Annotated in this window: 13 protein-coding genes and 4 tRNA genes; 4 read left to right on the top strand and 13 right to left on the bottom strand. The window is 55.9% G+C overall.

Translation table 11 applies throughout. The features are described 5' to 3' along the window. Nucleotides 1-10: 10 nt before the first annotated feature. The 5 genes from BQ9843_RS03930 to BQ9843_RS03950 all read right to left on the bottom strand — a co-directional run bounded on the left by BQ9843_RS03930 (nucleotide 11) and on the right by BQ9843_RS03950 (nucleotide 3,624). Nucleotides 11-1,420 carry a lysylphosphatidylglycerol synthase transmembrane domain-containing protein gene (locus BQ9843_RS03930; RefSeq protein ID WP_075843953.1) on the bottom strand — a complete coding sequence of 470 codons (1,410 nt, stop codon included), beginning with the start codon at nucleotides 1,418-1,420 and terminating at the stop codon, nucleotides 11-13. Between the two features lie 184 nt (nucleotides 1,421-1,604). Then, a tRNA-Glu gene (locus BQ9843_RS03935) sits at nucleotides 1,605-1,681 on the bottom strand. An 18-nt stretch (nucleotides 1,682-1,699) separates the two neighbouring features. Next, nucleotides 1,700-1,773 (bottom strand) — tRNA-Gln (locus BQ9843_RS03940). 205 nt (nucleotides 1,774-1,978) lie between these two features. Continuing rightward, nucleotides 1,979-2,055 (bottom strand) — tRNA-Glu (locus BQ9843_RS03945). 84 nt (nucleotides 2,056-2,139) lie between these two features. Further along, nucleotides 2,140-3,624: a CCA tRNA nucleotidyltransferase gene (locus BQ9843_RS03950; protein ID WP_326844824.1), complete on the bottom strand. Its 1,485-nt coding sequence runs from the start codon at nucleotides 3,622-3,624 to the stop codon at nucleotides 2,140-2,142. A 291-nt stretch (nucleotides 3,625-3,915) separates the two neighbouring features. Between BQ9843_RS03950 and BQ9843_RS03955 the strand changes: the two genes are divergently transcribed. Then, nucleotides 3,916-5,259 carry a C1 family peptidase gene (locus tag BQ9843_RS03955; protein WP_143327616.1) on the top strand — a complete coding sequence of 448 codons (1,344 nt, stop codon included), beginning with the start codon at nucleotides 3,916-3,918 and terminating at the stop codon, nucleotides 5,257-5,259. Nucleotides 5,260-5,311: 52 nt separating this feature from the next. Here the strand turns inward: BQ9843_RS03955 and BQ9843_RS03960 are convergent, their stop codons facing one another. The 6 genes from BQ9843_RS03960 to BQ9843_RS03985 form a co-directional block, all read right to left on the bottom strand. Further along, nucleotides 5,312-6,178 (bottom strand): transposase, encoded by an 867-nt coding sequence (locus BQ9843_RS03960; protein WP_230205576.1) that lies wholly within the window; start codon nucleotides 6,176-6,178, stop codon nucleotides 5,312-5,314. Nucleotides 6,179-6,343: 165 nt separating this feature from the next. Continuing rightward, the gene (locus tag BQ9843_RS03965) at nucleotides 6,344-7,273 is read right to left on the bottom strand and encodes a 1-phosphofructokinase family hexose kinase (RefSeq protein ID WP_075843956.1); all 930 of its coding nucleotides are present in this window, start codon (nucleotides 7,271-7,273) and stop codon (nucleotides 6,344-6,346) included. A gap of 340 nt (nucleotides 7,274-7,613) precedes the next feature. Then, on the bottom strand, nucleotides 7,614-8,546 hold the full coding sequence (locus BQ9843_RS03970) for a 1-phosphofructokinase family hexose kinase (RefSeq protein WP_040220612.1): 933 nt from the start codon (nucleotides 8,544-8,546) through the stop codon (nucleotides 7,614-7,616). Between the two features lie 90 nt (nucleotides 8,547-8,636). Continuing rightward, nucleotides 8,637-10,340, bottom strand: a complete 1,704-nt coding sequence (ptsP, locus tag BQ9843_RS03975; RefSeq protein ID WP_022387279.1) for a phosphoenolpyruvate--protein phosphotransferase — start codon at nucleotides 10,338-10,340, stop codon at nucleotides 8,637-8,639. 150 nt (nucleotides 10,341-10,490) lie between these two features. Then, nucleotides 10,491-10,769, bottom strand: coding sequence for an HPr family phosphocarrier protein (locus BQ9843_RS03980; RefSeq protein WP_022387280.1), 279 nt, complete (start codon nucleotides 10,767-10,769; stop codon nucleotides 10,491-10,493). 271 nt (nucleotides 10,770-11,040) lie between these two features. Beyond that, nucleotides 11,041-13,041, bottom strand: coding sequence for a PTS fructose transporter subunit IIABC family protein (locus tag BQ9843_RS03985; RefSeq protein WP_075843957.1), 2,001 nt, complete (start codon nucleotides 13,039-13,041; stop codon nucleotides 11,041-11,043). Between the two features lie 281 nt (nucleotides 13,042-13,322). Here BQ9843_RS03985 and BQ9843_RS03990 point away from each other — a divergent pair, with 281 nt between their 5' ends. Continuing rightward, nucleotides 13,323-14,183 (top strand): MurR/RpiR family transcriptional regulator, encoded by an 861-nt coding sequence (locus BQ9843_RS03990; protein ID WP_075843958.1) that lies wholly within the window; start codon nucleotides 13,323-13,325, stop codon nucleotides 14,181-14,183. A gap of 29 nt (nucleotides 14,184-14,212) precedes the next feature. Here BQ9843_RS03990 and BQ9843_RS08765 read toward each other — a convergent pair whose 3' ends face one another. Together BQ9843_RS08765 and BQ9843_RS08770 are read right to left on the bottom strand one after the other, a co-directional pair. After that, on the bottom strand, nucleotides 14,213-14,518 hold the full coding sequence (locus tag BQ9843_RS08765) for a type II toxin-antitoxin system RelE/ParE family toxin (protein ID WP_075843959.1): 306 nt from the start codon (nucleotides 14,516-14,518) through the stop codon (nucleotides 14,213-14,215). Further along, on the bottom strand, nucleotides 14,508-14,777 hold the full coding sequence (locus BQ9843_RS08770) for a type II toxin-antitoxin system Phd/YefM family antitoxin (RefSeq protein WP_075843960.1): 270 nt from the start codon (nucleotides 14,775-14,777) through the stop codon (nucleotides 14,508-14,510). Before BQ9843_RS08770 ends, BQ9843_RS08765 begins: the two co-directional genes overlap by 11 nt. 134 nt (nucleotides 14,778-14,911) lie before the next feature. On the opposite strand from BQ9843_RS08770, the gene BQ9843_RS04005 reads away from it, so the two are divergent. Together BQ9843_RS04005 and BQ9843_RS04010 are read left to right on the top strand one after the other, a co-directional pair. Then, nucleotides 14,912-14,985, top strand: a tRNA-Arg gene (locus tag BQ9843_RS04005). A 226-nt stretch (nucleotides 14,986-15,211) separates the two neighbouring features. Continuing rightward, on the top strand, nucleotides 15,212-16,312 hold the full coding sequence (locus BQ9843_RS04010) for a glycosyltransferase family 2 protein (RefSeq protein ID WP_075843961.1): 1,101 nt from the start codon (nucleotides 15,212-15,214) through the stop codon (nucleotides 16,310-16,312). The last annotated feature ends 8 nt before the right edge of the window (nucleotides 16,313-16,320 follow it).

Genomic DNA, 16,320 nt, shown 5'->3' on the forward strand with positions numbered 1-16,320 from the left:
TGGCACTCCCCTATGCGCGAGGCTTCTTTTGCTTCTTTTTGAACTGAGATGGGGACACAGTGATGCCATCTGCCGACTGGCGCACCGTCCTTCGAGCAACAGGCTTTTTGCGCGAAGGGCCCGAAGACGCGGCGCCGTTGACGCTCGAGCGATGGGAAGACGATGCGGACGCTCCCTCAAGAGACCCGACAGAAGCCAGCGGAGCAGCAATCTCGTCTTCATGATGCGAGGGATGGCTGCGCTTCTTACCCTTCTTGTGCGCAGAGCCGGATGAGGAGGATGTGGCCGATCCAGATGAATCCTTACCAAAGCGACGCAGCACACGGTCCCAGCGAGCATGAATGCTCGCGTTGTGAGCGCTTTTAAGACCCAGAAGCGGCGCCGCCAGGATAGTGGGAGCAATAAACGTGATAAGGCGCCACAGAAGATATCCTGCTGTTGCAGCAGAGCCAAAGAAATGGCCCAGAAACAGTGCGAAGCCGCCTTCGGCACCACCGGTGCCGCCCGGCAGAGGAACCGCAGAAGAAAGCAGCTGCACAAAAGCGCTCGCCGCCATGACCGAGAAAAAGTCGACCTCGTGCTTACCAAAGGCGAGCATCAAAAAATATGGCACCAAATAGAAGAAAGCAAGCTGCAGCATGGTGATGATGACGGTAAGCACCATCGAAGAGAAATGCCCGGCAGAAAGCTTGAACTTATCGGAGAACGAGTAGATCTCGCTGTCGACAAAGCCGCGCCATCCCTCAATCTTCGACTTGGACATGCCAACTCGCTCAAGCAGGTTGATAATCCAATGTGCCAGACGCGTCACCATACCCGGCATGAGCGCCACGGCAAAGATGCCAAGCAAGATGAGGCAGTGGCCGCCAAAACTGAAGACGCACAGCAGCGTGATGTCGCCATAATGCTCGGCAAAATACGGCATCCGAGCCAAAAGCAGAATGGCGCCCCAGGCAACGAGGCCAAATTGATACACGATAAATCGCGTGAACTGCGTGGCACCCGCCTCGCCCACGTTTTGCCCCGCCTTGGTCAAACGGTAAATCTGCGCGGGCGTGGAGCCCATCATCATGGGCGTGAGATTGCCAAAGAAAATGCCCGAAGCCTCGACGGAGATAAGATCGCGAATGCCCACAGGCGAATTGGGATCAAGCCACACGGCAATCGCGTAAGCAAGGATACCGAAAACCAGGTACAAGAACATGAAGAAGCAGGCAACGAACAGCCAACCGCCCTTCACAGACGCCATAGCGCCCCAAAACTGCGCCATCTGTCCCGTAACCACCAAATAAACGATATAGGCGATGAGGACCAATCCGATGAAGATGGCACCGCGACGCGCGGTTTTGGTATCGTCGCCGCCGGCAACCTGAACGTCAACCTGCGGATGAGAAGTTTTGTGCTTAAGGGGCCCCGTCATGGCTCTCCTTTAATTAGACGTAGAACGTGTTCCATTGTACGTCCTGAGCGCCATTATCCCCAGACTTCCATGCAAGCCTGCATCACATTTTTGAAAGGTATGACTTTGACGCATTCGCTAGAGAATGGCAACTACGACAGCAAGCAATATGAAAAAGGCTCCCGAAGGAGCCCTGAGCAATCGATGGTAGCCCGTACCGGATTCGAACCGGTGATCTCCGCCTTGAGAGGGCGGCGTCCTAAACCGCTAGACGAACGGGCCATAATATGTAAGATGCACTGGCTGGGATGGAGGGAGTCGAACCCCCATTGACGGAACCAGAATCCGCTGTCCTGCCATTAGACGACATCCCAAGATGCATCCAGTCGCGCTCGGCTGCTGCCGTTGCGCAAGAAAGTATATTACGGCAGATGCCAACAGCGCGCAAGCCAAAATTTAAACTTTTTTTCGCTGAATTAAAATCCGACCGAAGAGAAGGATCAAAAAAACCGCTGTGGAGCCAGACGCCAAACTGACTGTATAACAAAAAAGACTCCCGAAGGAGCCCTGAGCAATCGATGGTAGCCCGTACCGGATTCGAACCGGTGATCTCCGCCTTGAGAGGGCGGCGTCCTGAACCGCTAGACGAACGGGCCATGTGCCGAAGCATTGCTGCCTCAATGCGAAAGTTATATTACGGGATACTGAGGCTTTTGCGCAAGGGGTGATTTAAAATCGTCCTAATTTATGGATGAATCATGAAGAGACAAGGTAGGAGCATCTGCGCAAATGCTGGCCGTCCGCGCGAGATAGCGCAGCAAATCATCCCGACGGTTGGCAACGCCACCTTGCATCGTCGCTACGAGAGCCTGATCCAGCAACTCACCGATCCGGCGGCCCGGTTCGACCCCCGCGGCAATGAGGTCGCGGCCCGAAATAGCCAAGGTCTTTACGCTATATGCCTCGTCTGCCTCAAGTAGCTTGTGAAACATCTCCCGCATGTCCTCGACTTCCCACACGTACTCAAAGCAAAGCGCAGACTTGCCCAGCGCGTCGGCACGCTTAAGGTCGAACAGCTCATCCATGAGCCGTGGGGTGTCCACACCCTCTGCCGCAAAGCGGTTCATCATCTTCAACAGGCTCTTTCGATCAGCCCCGAGCGGGCGGTCATGATATTTGATGAGAAGACAGGCGTCGCGAATCAAATCGTTTGGCAATGCCAGGCGATGCATAATCTTTTGAGCCATCGTGGAACCAAGCTCGGGATGGCCGTAAAAATGGCCATGGCCTGCCTCGTCCTTAAAAAACGTTTGAGGCTTTCCGATGTCATGCAGAAAAGCCGCCCACATAAGCGAAGGTGAAATAGCAACCGCCTGAGCGCCCCCATCGTCCTGCGCACGAGCGAGCACGCAGGCCACCGTAAGCACACGGTGGGTATGGTCGTAAACATCGTAATCGTGATAGATGCTGCACTGGTCAAAGTCCCGGCAGGGCGCAAGCTCGGGAATGGCAGCACACATCACCTTGGGATAGCGTTCGAGAGCATCTCCCCCAAGCCCGGTTGCGAGAACGCCCTGCAACTCCACGCCAACACGTTCACGAGCGACGGCATCGAGCAGAGGCGCGCAATCTGCCAGGGCCTTTCGCGTGGCGGGCTCCACGGTAAAGTCCAGACGACAAGCAAAGCGCACGGCACGAAGCATCCGAAGGGCGTCTTCCTCAAAACGACGACGCGGCTCCCCCACCGCCCGAATTTCACGGCGTGCAAGATCGCCTACGCCGTCGTAGAGGTCGAGGAGCCCGCGAACAGGGTGCCACGCCATAGCATTCACGGTGAAATCTCGGCGGGCAAGGTCGTCTTCAACGCGTTCAGCCCGGGTTACTTCCTCTGGATGGCGGCCATCGGTATAGAAGCCGTCAAGACGATACGTGGTGACCTCAATGCGCTCGCCGTCCGCGATGGCGGTAATGCCGCCGAATTTGATACCCGACTCAACCACGTCGATGCCCGCAGCCTCAAGCGCTGCCTTACTTTGCTGCCACGGAGCCGAGCAGCACATATCGACATCATGGGAAGGCGCATGCATGAGGGCATCGCGAACCCAGCCGCCCACGACCCATGCCTCAAGACCCGCCGCCTCAAGCGCGCACAGCACGCGACACGCAGGCCCCGAAAGTCGCGTTCCCTCAAGATCGACATCCTCATATGCGCTGATATCCGCCACCGATCTCCCTTCCTCGTACGTTTCGCCCACCAGTATACCGACTCCGCTCCCCGCCCCCACTTCCCCGTGACAAAAAGTCGACAGGTTTATTTCGTCACATTTTCACGAGTCCTACATATTCAGACGCAGCCGACAGATACTCGCGCCATTGCATCCGGAACAAAAAGCGACCGGGCTGGCGGTCGCCATCTTTCTTTCGCCCTAGAACAGGAATATATTTGCAATGGTCAGCCGTCACGTTCCTGTTGCGCCGCATCGCACGGGAACGCATGCATTTGATTGGAGACAAACATGACCATGCACGCCATAGACCTCGCCATAACCCGGGAAACATCAGCCCGCATCGCGCAGGACCGCGCTACCGTCATTGCACGCAATGCGGCCAGTTCCTGCGGCATCCGCGCTGCAGCACACAATCCACAGGCAGCGTCGCTCGCCTCGACCACCTTTGATGTGCAGCTCAAGCAGGGCGACATCACCAACCAAAAACGCTCCGGTCGCTGCTGGATGTTCGCCAGCCTCAATACCATGCGCTACCGCATCATCAAAAAGCTTGGCATCAAGACCTTTGAACTTTCGCAGGCCTATCCCCTCTTCTGGGATAAATACGAGCGTGCCAACTGGTTCTTCGAAAACATTATCGCCACCGCCAATCAAGACCTTGCCGGCCGCGAGGTGTCTTTCCTGCTAGCAGACCCACTGTGTGACGGAGGCCAGTGGGACATGTTCCGCTCACTCGTTAAAAAATACGGCGTGTGTCCCAAAGAGGCTATGCCGGAAACGGCAAACTCCTCCAATACCCGTGACCTGGATAAATATCTCACCCGTTATCTGCGCGCATGTGCAAAGAAACTCCGCGAGGCGGTAACTGCTGGCCAAACCACAGAAGAGCTGCAGGCGACTAAGAACGAGATGCTCTCCGATGTCTATCGCGCCCTTGTGATCTGCCTGGGCGAGCCACCTGCGTCATTTGACGTCCGCATCCGCGATGAAAAGGGCGAACTCAAGGCATCGGGAACCTATACGCCGCAGGAGTTCTTCCGCGAGTACGTGGACATGGACCTCGATAGCTATATCTCAATCATCAATGCACCCACGCCCGACAAGCCTTATTACCGCTCCTACACCGTTAAATACCTGGGAAATGTCGCCGAAGATGGCGGCGTGCGATACGTAAACCTCCCCATCGAGTCACTCAAGCGCGTGGCGGTAGCGCAGATGCGCGATGGCCTGCCTGTGTGGTTTGGCTCCGACGTGGACCAGGGATTTGATTCCGAGCGCGGTCTGCTCGACCCCGCCTCGATCGATGTGGACGCGCTCTTCGGCCTGCCTATCGAGGCTGGTCTCAACAAGGGCGATCGCCTGCAATACGGCGAATCGCTCATGACGCATGCCATGACTCTGCAGGGCGTGAGCCTAGATGCGGCGGGCGAGCCAACCTCTTGGCGCATTGAGAACAGCTGGGGCGAAGACCACGGCCACGAAGGCTATGACATCGGCTCCGCCGCATGGTTTGACGAGTACGTTTACCAGGTGGTCGTAGACAAGAAATACCTTACGCCCGAAGAGCTCGCCGCCTTCGAGAGCGACCCAATCGAGCTTGCCCCCTGGGACCCCATGGGATCTCTTGCCTAGACGATGTGACAAAAAGTCGACAGGTTTATTTCGTCACATTTTCATCGGTTCTTCACAATCGCTGAATAACGCCCCTGCCAATGCCCGTCAATCGCTCCAGCTCACGTATGCTGAAGCCGCGCGCCCTTAAATCTCTCAAAAGGCCATCGCGCTCGGGTTTTGGCAGGGCTTTTATCTTCGCGGGACTTGCGACGCCATGTTCCGTCAAGACCTCTACCACACGAAAGTCATGGCGAAGCTCCTCCAGTTCCTCCTCCGCAGGATCCCATATGGGCAAGATATTGTTCGTAAAGGCAACAAAGCCGCGCGGTCCGCCAATCAGATCAAGCACCACAGTCGTATCCGCAAGCCCTTCTTCACCGCGCGCGTACTGGCCATAGCTGCTCCATCGATAACACCAGGAAGGTTCAATACCGGCTTTTTGCGGGTTATCGTGAATATAGCGCACGGTCTCGAGCAACTGTGCGTCGCTTTTGATCGGCTCACTCCAAAATCTCGCATCAAAAAGATGACCAGAATGACCCGTCTTGCGATTGTATATACGCGCATATGACGAGAGAACCGCTTGAAAAGCAGCAGACAATGCTTGTTCTCGATCGAGTAACGCCAGATGAAAATGGTTGCCCATCAGACACCACGCGATAACAACGATATGCTTTTGCGCGAAAACCTCCTCAAGTTTTTGCAGCAGGAGAAGCCGGTCATCATCGTCCTCGAAAATCAGCTGACGGCCATTGCCACGAGCGATTGCGTGATAGTAGCCAGATTCCGACATTTTACGCGCGTCTGTTGCCATAATGCCCCCCTCAGTTAATTGCATTTGACCACAGATTAGAAAAAAGGAGCTTTTAACAGGGAAAACAATGGCGAACGGTATCTGCGGAAATTCCGCTCCTTCAAATAAAAAAGATCGCAACATCTAACACAAATCAAACATGGCTGCTTGCAATGGCCAAACAAGACAGCGCAAAACAAAAGGACCCGCCGATAATTCACGGCGAGTCCATATCTCAAAGGCCATATTCAGTAAAAATCGGCGAACGGCGGAATGTGACAAAATAAACCTGTCGTCTTTTTGTCACATTTAGGCAATCGCGCGAACCTCGACGTGCTGGCGGTACTCGTCGACCTTGGAAAAATCGCCCTGGCCTGCGCACTCAACAACATTGGCACCTGTCGCCATGGCCAAACGCAGCGCATCCTCAACATGCTCGGGATCGTCATGCCACATGGACAGGAACGCTGCGAGCGTAGAATCGCCTGCACAAACCGTCGAAAGCACCTTTACCGGCACCGTGCAGCGCGCATACCAGATATGCTTGCCGTTGGAGAAATACGCCCCCTTGCCACCCAGCGTGAGCAGCACGTTTTTGGCGCCCTTCTTATGAAGCTCGGCCATCGCGTCCACAACCGTCTGCTCGTTATCAAGCGAAACCTCGAGACCAAAGATGTCGAGCAGTTCATCGTCGTTGGGTTTGATGAGCAGCGGTTCGGCCGCAATAAGATCGGACAGCTGAGGGCTCGAGATGTCGAGCACGAACTCCGCACCGCGAGCCTTAACGCGCGAGATGACCTGCGAAAGGAAATCTTCGGACGTATGCGGCGGCAGAGAGCCGGAAACAACCAGGCACTCCATATCCTCAAGCGAGTCAATCAGGTCGTACATTTCCTGCTCGTTGGCAGGGTTCACCGCAGCACCGGCGTTCACCATATTGAACTCGCGATCCTGAGCGTTAAGAAATACATTCACGCGCGTGATGCCATCGGTCCACACGGGGTGCACGTCGACACCCTTGGCCTCGGCGCCTTCGACGATAAAGCGGCCGGAAAAGCCAGCAAAAAAGCCAAGGATAGCAGTGTCTTTACCAAAGTGATGAAGGGCAAAAGAAACATTCAGACCCTTGCCGTTCGGGCTGTAGACGGCGTCGCGCGTGCGCGTGACGCAGTTGGGCTCCAAGCCATCGCATGTAATGTTGTAGTCGATCGCAGGATTAGCGGTAAGGGTGTAGATCATGATGTCTCCTTTGTATGGTCCACGAGGCGAAATTGCTGTGTAAAACCGCTCCTAGCGTACCAAATCGAAGACCCGCGAAAGCCCTATCCAAAAACAAACAAACACGACAAAAAGCGAAAGACGGGCTGCGATGCACGCCGGCGGTGGGCATTGCGACATCACTTCATCTACCTGCATAAACTCCTGCCAACGGTCGATTTGAGCCCGTGAACGGTAAAATGTGACAAAATAAACCTGTCGACTTTTTGTCACATAGATAAGGCCGGGTGCCATAGGGGGATATAGCACCCGGCCTAAAAGACCGAACAATATGTTCGAGACGAGGCGGCAGCCTCACGTCCTACAGACGAGGAAGCTTGCGAACCTCAATGCGCTTGCTGTACTCGTCAACATGCGAGAAGTCGCCCAGGCCAACGCTCTCTGCAACGTTTGCGCCGGTAGCAAGAGCGAGCTTCAAAGCACTCTCCACGTTGTCGCGATCGTTGTACCACATGGTGAGGAACGCGGCGAGCGTGCAGTCGCCGGCACACACGGAAGAAACCAGCTTGATGTTGAACTGGCGCTTGGCATACCAGATGTCCTCGCCGTTGGAGAAGTACGCGGAGCCACGGCTACCCATCGTGAGCAGGACGTTTTGCACGCCCACCTCGTGAGCCATGGCAAGAGCGCGACGAGCGTCGTCATCGGTATCGATGGTGACGCCAAAAATCTCACGCATCTCGTGATGGTTGGGCTTGATGAGCAGCGGCTTCTTAGAGGCAAGCGTCTTGAGCTTGGAGCTGGAGAGGTCGAGAACCACATCGGAACCGCGCGCATGGGCATGATCCATAACCTTGTCCAGGAAGTCCGGAGAGGCCTTGGGCGGCACAGAGCCGGAAACAACCAGGCAGTCAAGGTTACCCGCGGTATCCAAAATGTCGTAGAGCTCCTGCTGAGCCTGCGGAGTAAGCGGAGCGCCCGGGTTCAAAACGCCGTACTCGTGCTCGCCATCGTTGAGGTACGAATTGATGCGGGTGATGCCGTCGGTCCACACCGGACGGCACAGGCAGCCCATGTTCATGGTCTCGTCAACGATAAAGCGACCAGTGAAACCAGCAAAGAAGCCGAGCGCGACGGAGTCGACACCAAACTTCTTAAGGGCAAACGATACATCGAGACCCTTACCATTGGGCGTGTAACTAGCATTGCTCGAACGAATGTTTTCGTCGGGCACGAGTGTCTGACAGGAGACCGTCATATCGACGGCAGGGTTGGCGGTTAACGTGTAAAACAAAGGTCCCCCTAACTTGAGTACAGGGCCGCACGACATGGGATTCCACACCGTACGACCCTGCAAATTACCTATCTCATGACCGCTGCGCGATTAACGAGCGTTAGCCTCGAGAAGCGCCTTGACCTCTTCGGCGGTGTCGAGCGCCAGAGCCTTCTCGGCAAGAGCGTCGGCATCGGCCTTGGACCACTGGGAAATGGTCTTGCGGGCGCGCAGAATGCTCGGTGCAGACATGGAGAACTCCTCCAGACCAAAGGAGATGAGCACCGGCTCCAGCAGCGGATCGGCAGCGGCCTCGCCGCACATGCCGACCATGATGCCAGCCTTGACGCCGCTTTCGATGATGTTCTTGAGAGAACGGAGAACGGCCGGGTAGTACACCTGGTACAGGTTGGAAATGGTGTCGTTACCACGGTCGGCGCACATGGTGTAACCGATCAGGTCGTTGGTGCCAATGGAGAAGAAGTCGGCCTCCTGAGCCAGCTTGTCGGCGATGAGGGAGGCGGCAGGGGTCTCGACCATGATGCCGACCTCGATGTTCTCGTCAAACTCGACGCCCTCGGCCTTGAGCTCAGCCTTGCACTCCTCGACGAGAGCCTTGACGGCGCGAACCTCTTCGACGCAGGTGACAAGCGGGATCATGATCTTGACGTCACCAAAGGCGCTGGCGCGCAGCAGGGCGCGCAGCTGGACCTTGTACTGGTCGGGGTTAGCCAGGCAGTAGCGCACAGCGCGGAAGCCCATGAAGGGGTTATCTTCCTTGACCATGTGCAGGTACGGAATCTCCTTGTCGCCGCCCACATCGAGCGTGCGGATGATGACAGGGTTACCCTTAAGAGCCGTGGCGACCTTACGGTAGGCCTCGAACTGCTCGTTCTCGGAAGGAAGCTCCTTTGCATCCATGAACAGGAACTCGGAGCGGAACAGACCGATAGCCTCTGCGTCGTGCTCAAGAGCAGCGGTAACGTCGTCGGGGCTACCGATGTTGCAAGCAAGGATCTTCTTCACGCCGTCGGCGGTGACGGTCTCCTTGCCGCGATAGGCCTCGAGAGCCTTCTTCTCGGCAGCGAAGGCCTCGGCGCGGGCGGTGTAATCGGCAAGGGTGGCCTCGTCGGGATCGGCAACGACAACGCCCTTGGAGCCGTCGACGATAACGGTCATGCCGTTCTTGAGCTCGGTGCAGGAATTCTCAACAGAAAGAACCGCAGGAATCTCGAGAGCACGAGCGATGATGGCGGAGTGAGAGGTGCGACCGCCGGTCTCGGTAACGATAGCGGCAACGTTCTTCTTGTCGATGGTGGCGGTCATGGAAGGCGTGAGGTCATGCACGCAGATGACGGTGCCGGCAGGCAGCACGGAAAGGTCGACGACCTCGCGACCCAGCAGCTCGGCCAGAAGGCCGGTACGGATGTCGGCGATGTCGGCAGCGCGCAGACGGAACATCTCGTCGTCCATGGAGAGGAACATGTTCTCAAACATGGTGGTGGTGTCGACGAGTGCCTGCTCAGCGCAGGTGCCGGCGTCGATAGCCTGGTTGATCTGATCGCTCATGCCGGGGTCCTGAGCCAGCGCGATGTGACCGATCATAATCTCGGCCTCGTGCTCGCCCACAGAGACCTTCATGGCCTCAGCCTGAGCCTCGGTCTTCTGGCAGAAGACGTCGAGAGCCTTAGCGTAGCGCTCCTTCTCGGCGGCAGCGTCCTCAACGGCGTGCGCCTCAAAGCTCAGATCGGGCTCGACAGCAACGGCAACGGTGCCGATACCGATACCCTCGGAAGCGTTTACTCCCTTGTACATGCAGATGTCCTCTCTCTTTGGCGCCCCCGTCGGGCGCCCTTCTCTCTTTGGTGCCCAGATGCGGCACCGCATAAAATAACGCAGGCACTCACCCTCATGGGGCGGGCACCTGCGCTATGTTACCTAAAATTACAGAGCATGATGTGCAAATTACTCGCCCAGGCCACTCTTGATGAGCTCGATAGCGGTGGACAGGGCATCGGCCTCGTCCTCGCCATCGCAGCGAATCTCAACCTCGACGCCGCTCTTGATGCCGGCAGCCATCAAGGCCATGGGGCTCTTGCCATTGACCTCGCGAGTAGAACCCTCGTCCGTGACCGCGACGACCTTCACATCGCAAGCGAACTTGCCCATGGTGGACGCGAACAGACCGGCGGGACGCATATGCAGGCCCTGGGGGTTGATAAGGGTGACCTTCTCGGAAACCATGACGACTCCTTCTTTAACCAATCACGCGCAGCGTGCTGGCAAGTGTGAAACATACCTCGCATAGTTTACCTCAAAGAGAGGCTAACCCCCAAGTATGCGAGAAGACATCAGGTTTATTTACACACCCGGCCGCAATGGGAAGAAAAAGACTGCTCAACGGCAAAATGTGACAAAATAAACCTGTCGTTTTTCTGTCACATCATGAAAAAAGGCGCGCCGCAGGGGTGGACCTGCGACGCGCCCGCTGGGCGATAGCTTGCGCTAGATGCTGTTAAGCCAGACGGCCACTAATGGCATTGAGCACCTGGGAGGTCTCGGTAGCGCCCTTGACGGTGGTACGGAAATCCTCGTCCATAAGCGCCTCGGCAACCTTGGAAAGAAGCTTGAGGTGCGTGGTACCGGCCTGAGCCTCGGGGATGAGCAAGGCGATAGCCACATTGACCGGAGCCTGATCCATGGTGTCCCAACCGGTAACGCCCGAGTCGTCCTTGACCACAATGACGGCGGGGGTCTTAACGGCCGAGCACTTGGCATGCGGGATGGCAAAGCCGTCCATCATGCCCGTGGTGCCCTCGCTCTCGCGATCAAGGAAGGCCTGCATGAGCGCATCGGCGTCATCGGCGATACCGTTCTTCACAGCCTCGTTGGAAATAAAGGAGAGCGCATCGTCACGACCAGCGAAGTCCTGGCCCAAGAAGATGTTCTCCTCCTTGACGAAACCGTCGGCAGCGGGAGCCTCAGCGGGAGCGGCCACAGCGGCGGCAGATGCAGTCTCGACGGCGGGAACCACCTTCTGCTTCTTGTCGTACTCGACCTTCTTGAAGAGCACGAAGAGAATACCGCCCACGATGGCGCCGATCAGGATGGCGATAACCCACTGCAGGCCGCCATCCACGACAGGCAGCACGAGGAAGCCGCCATGGGGCGCGGGATCGTGAACGCCAAAGAAGATGGTGAGGATAGAGGCGATAGAGGAGCCGATCATCATGATGGGCATGACAGGCCAGATGTTCTTGGTCATGAACGGAATGGCGCCCTCAGTGATGTGCGTGCAGCCCAGGATGAAGTTGACGATACCGGCGTCGTGATCTTCCTGGCTAAAGTACTTCTTGCCCACAACCACGGCAAAGGTGGTGATCAGCGGAGGAACGATGCAGGCGGCGGAAACAGCAGCCATGAAGTTCGTGCCAAAGTTGTACGTATCGGTGCCAACACCTGCGGCCAGAGCCTCGGTAAGCATAGCGGTACCGGTGACGTATGCGGCCTTGTTGACCGGGCCACCCATGTCAAAGGCGCACATGCAGCCAATGGCCAGGCCCAGGACAATGGGGCCGGAGGCCGAGAGGCCCTTGAGGAAGTCCATCATGGCAGTGTTGATGGCAGCCATGGGACCAGAGATGCCGAGCATAACCATACCCACGATGAACGTGGAGAACAGCGGGTACAGGAAAATGGCCTTCAGACCATTGAGGTTCTGAGGCAGCTTGGCAAAAACCTTCTCCAGCAGCAGGATAACGTAACCAGAAAGGAAACCACCGACGATGCCGCCGAGGAAGCCGAAGCCCACGCCCGAGCCACCGGCGTCAATCAGACCGGTCTCGGGCGAGACGGGAAGGCCGGTGATGGCGATCATACCGGCAACGAAACCGGGAACGAGAGCCGGACGCTTGCCGATGGACTCAGCGATGTAGGCCGAAAGCACGGGAACCATGAGGTTCATGGCAATGCCGCCGATGATCTTGAGCATCGCGGCAAAGGTGTTGTACTGGACGTTCGTGGAGTCGAACGACATGATGCCCCATAGGAACGACACCGCGGTAAGCACGCCACCGGCGACGACGAACACGAGCATATGGGAAACGCCGTTCATAAGGTGCTTATAGAGCTGGTGTCCGATGGACTCCTTCTCCTCTGCAGCGTCGTCTGCAGCAGCGACGACCTTAGAAGCGTCACCCTTGGCAGCCAGGGCGCGGTCGATCAGGGCACCTGCGGCCTCGACGGACAGAGCCTTGGACACGCCGACCGTCACCTGGGGCTTACCGGCAAAACGCTCTGCCTGAACGTCCTTATCGGCAGCGACCACGACGGCACGAGCGCCGGCGATCTCTGCGGGGGTAAGCTCGTTTTCGATTCCAACCTGGCCGTGGGTCTCAACCTTGATGGTGAGCCCGCGCTCAGCCGCAGCCTTCTCCAGCGCTTCCTTTGCCATAAAGGTATGCGCGATGCCGGTCGGGCAACCGGTTGCCGCGATAACGTCATACTGCTGAGCCATACGTCCCTCCTTCTCTCTAGAAGTGAGCGCCCTCCCCTTTTGGGCGCTGCATCCTCGATCATCCGCAAGACGTGCAATGCGCACTCCTCCCGGGTTTTCGCCGAAAATCATAGCACGTGCGTACACGGCTTCTTCACAGCGGGATACCGCACAGGGTGAAAGGTTCTTTCACACCGGTGAACGGTGTATGAAATGTTTTCGTCAAATACCAGCTCAGAAGCCGTGATAATGATTGCGATAGCTAATTGACCAATACCGTTCACCGAATTGCGGAGGTTTTCATGGCAAGTGGAGAACTCAGTGCGTTATCGCTCATCACGTCGACCCGCGAATTCTCGAGCTCGGAGCAGCGCATCGTCGATTACATCCTGGAGCATCGTGACGAGGCCCCCACCATGACCGCCGCACAGCTCGCGCGCCGCAGCGGCACCTCCGAGGCCACGATCTCACGCTTTTGCAAACGCTTGGGCTTTGACAACTATCGCAGCTTCCAGTTTTCACTCGGGCGCGACCTCACGCTCAAGCACGACGGGCTGGACTTAGACGGCGAGGTGTCGCTCGAAAATGTGGAAGACTCGCTTAAAAGCATCCTGGCCACCAAGGTAGGCGAGCTCGAGGCAACGCTACGCGGCCTCGATGGACCGACGGTCAGCGCGGTGGTTAAGCGCTTGGCAGGTGCCGGCGTTATCCAGATTGCTGCCGTGGGCAACACCAACTCCGTCGCGCTCGATGCCACGTTTAAGTTCTCTCAGCTGGGACTGCGCTGTACCACGCACGAGGTGAGCGAGATTGCCGTAGGCTTTGCCCTCACCATGCAGCCCGAAGACGTCTTGCTCGTAATCTCCAACTCCGGACGTTCCCAGCGCCTGATGCGCATTGCCCAAGCAGCCAAAAACCGTGGCGCCTGCGTGATCGCAATCACAAGTGACGAGCAGTCTCCCCTCGCCCGCCAGGCATCGTACGTTTTGCGAACCGTGAACCACGAAGCGCTGCTCACCACGGGCGACTTCGCGTTTTCCAAAATCTCTGCCATGGCGATTGTCGAAACCCTCTATTACTTCTTGCTGCCCGAGATCGAAGGCGGCCGCGAGCACATTAGCCGCTACGAGGAGCTCATCCAGCCGGATAAGGATGTGGAATAGCAAGGACGGACGAGTAGTCCCAGCGGTCACTAAACCAATTGCGCGTAATCCTGCGATTGATGGAACAGGTGAACAACCGCAACTGTATCGCCCTTGACCAAGTACAAGGCAACATAGCCAAGCAAACTCGCCTTGCGGTAGCCCGCCGCCTGCAATCGCGAGTCCCTGGCCTCGGGGTACATAGCGGGAAATGATTTAATGTTACCGAGAAACTCCAGATACGCCCCGGCAAGCTTCTTAGCAAACGAAGGCTCGAACAGCACGAACTCCAGATAATCTAACGTCCTCACAAGCTCATCGTGCACGGCATCGGTCTCAACAACCTTATAGGCCATAACGCGCCTTGAGGTAGTCGGCGGTCTGCTCCGCTTCATGAACGTTTCCCGCTGCAATCTGGGCCTCACGTTCATCGAGAATCTGGTACAGACGAGAACGGGCGGCCTCGAGGCGCAAACCCTCATACTGGGCCGGAGACATGGCAATGAACGATTCCTTGCCATTCTTTGTAACGACAACCGGCTCCATGGCAGAAAGAACCGTATTTGTGAACTTCGACGTATCCTTAAGGTCCTTGATGGGAACGCAAATGGGCATAACGGCCTCCTTAGCTGCTGTTATGCTGAGAATACCATAATTATGGGATGATTATCCCAAGGATGGGACAACAGCCTAGAAGCTTTATTTGTCATATCACGAAACGGACCGGCACGGTATAATCAGGTGCACATGCGCCATTAGCTCAGTTGGATAGAGCAGGGGACTTCTAATCCCAAGGTCGTTGGTTCGAATCCGACATGGCGCACCCCATTGTTTATGGATACGCCTCGTGCAGCAAGTGCTGTGCGGGGCGTTTTTCTGATGTCATCGGGAAGCAGAAAAGCCAGGCCTTTAAATCATGCAGCAAATAAGCCGTAACCCCCAAGTGTTCACACTTGAAAGTGCCTAAGTCACTAAAATAAGATTAAGAATAGCCCGCAAAAAACACCCACACGAGTCCAAATCTGATAAGAGAAAGCAGAATTGCAATCATGCCAACTGAACCGACTATATACACGATCGTTCCTGGTTATAACGTCGAAACATATCTCGATAGTCTCGCTCAGTCGCTTTCCAACCAAACCTATTCAGGTAACAAAGTCGTCATTTTTATTGACGATGGTTCCGAAGACAAAACTCTAAAGAAAATGAATGAACTCTCGATTGAAGGCTTTTCAAAACATGTAGTCTCCAATAGCCATGAGGGTGTTTCTGCGGCCAGAAACACCGGTTTGGATTGGATAAAACAAAACTACAGCACCGACGGAGTTGTTCTTTTCCTTGATGCAGACGACATGTTCACCAACGAAGCTTTCGAGCTCATTGCCCAACAATTTATGAACAACAACCTCGACATCCTCGCCTTTGGCTCACAGCCATTGTATGAAAGCGAGCAGCTAAAGAAAGAAAAACCAGCATATCTCTCCTTTTACAAAAGAAAAGGAAGTTATCCAGCGGTAATGTCCGGTCAAGAATACCTGCACGCGGTTCTACCCAACGGCGACTTTCGCCCCAATGTCTGCCATCAGGCATTCAGCCTCTCTTTTCTTAAATCCGCTCAGCTACGCTTCTGCAATGGAATCATTCATGAAGACAACCTTTTCAGCTTCGAGGCATTACTCCATGCAAGCAAAGTCAAGTTTATAGCGAACGAGATTTATATACGCCGCGTGCGCCCCAACTCGATTATGACTAAAACCGCCAGTACGGCCAATCTTGATGGCTACTTTAAATGTGCTCTTAAAGCACTTGATTACCTATATAAAAGCACAGTCGTCGTTCGCCGCATCGACGACTGTGCGAGCGTCATCGATATGTGGCTCTCTTCAGCCTCTGATTATTACAGCGCGTTAGACGCGAGCGAAATTTCCGAACTGCTGGCCCTCTATGCGCCCGAAGAGCAAATTCTATTTTATGAACTCGTTGAACAACGAGCGCGATACACAAGAAATCGAGAATCGGAACTGCAGGCAGCACGCAACGCTGCTTACCACGATGCAGAAAACGTCACTAAAGCAAAATTTGAGAGTAGCATCTCCTTTAAAATAGGCAGAGCAATTACCGCTATCCCTAGAGCACTCCTCAGGCGTTAAGGATCGGA

This window comes from Collinsella bouchesdurhonensis (assembly GCF_900155365.1).
Taxonomy (GTDB): Bacteria; Actinomycetota; Coriobacteriia; order Coriobacteriales; family Coriobacteriaceae; genus Collinsella; species Collinsella bouchesdurhonensis.

Bases quoted from the DNA above. Each gene is read 5' to 3' on its own strand.
- BQ9843_RS03990 (WP_075843958.1), top strand. From the start codon at position 13,323: ATGGCAAGTGGAGAACTCAGTGCGTTATCGCTCATCACGTCGACCCGC.
- BQ9843_RS03930 (WP_075843953.1), bottom strand. From the start codon at position 1,420: ATGACGGGGCCCCTTAAGCACAAAACTTCTCATCCGCAGGTTGACGTT.
- BQ9843_RS03960 (WP_230205576.1), bottom strand. From the start codon at position 6,178: ATGTTGCGATCTTTTTTATTTGAAGGAGCGGAATTTCCGCAGATACCG.
- BQ9843_RS03980 (WP_022387280.1), bottom strand. From the start codon at position 10,769: ATGGTTTCCGAGAAGGTCACCCTTATCAACCCCCAGGGCCTGCATATG.
- BQ9843_RS03955 (WP_143327616.1), top strand. From the start codon at position 3,916: ATGACCATGCACGCCATAGACCTCGCCATAACCCGGGAAACATCAGCC.
- BQ9843_RS03965 (WP_075843956.1), bottom strand. From the start codon at position 7,273: ATGATCTACACCCTTACCGCTAATCCTGCGATCGACTACAACATTACA.
- ptsP (WP_022387279.1), bottom strand. From the start codon at position 10,340: ATGTACAAGGGAGTAAACGCTTCCGAGGGTATCGGTATCGGCACCGTT.
- BQ9843_RS03985 (WP_075843957.1), bottom strand. From the start codon at position 13,041: ATGGCTCAGCAGTATGACGTTATCGCGGCAACCGGTTGCCCGACCGGC.
- BQ9843_RS08770 (WP_075843960.1), bottom strand. From the start codon at position 14,777: ATGCCCATTTGCGTTCCCATCAAGGACCTTAAGGATACGTCGAAGTTC.
- BQ9843_RS04010 (WP_075843961.1), top strand. From the start codon at position 15,212: ATGCCAACTGAACCGACTATATACACGATCGTTCCTGGTTATAACGTC.
- BQ9843_RS08765 (WP_075843959.1), bottom strand. From the start codon at position 14,518: ATGGCCTATAAGGTTGTTGAGACCGATGCCGTGCACGATGAGCTTGTG.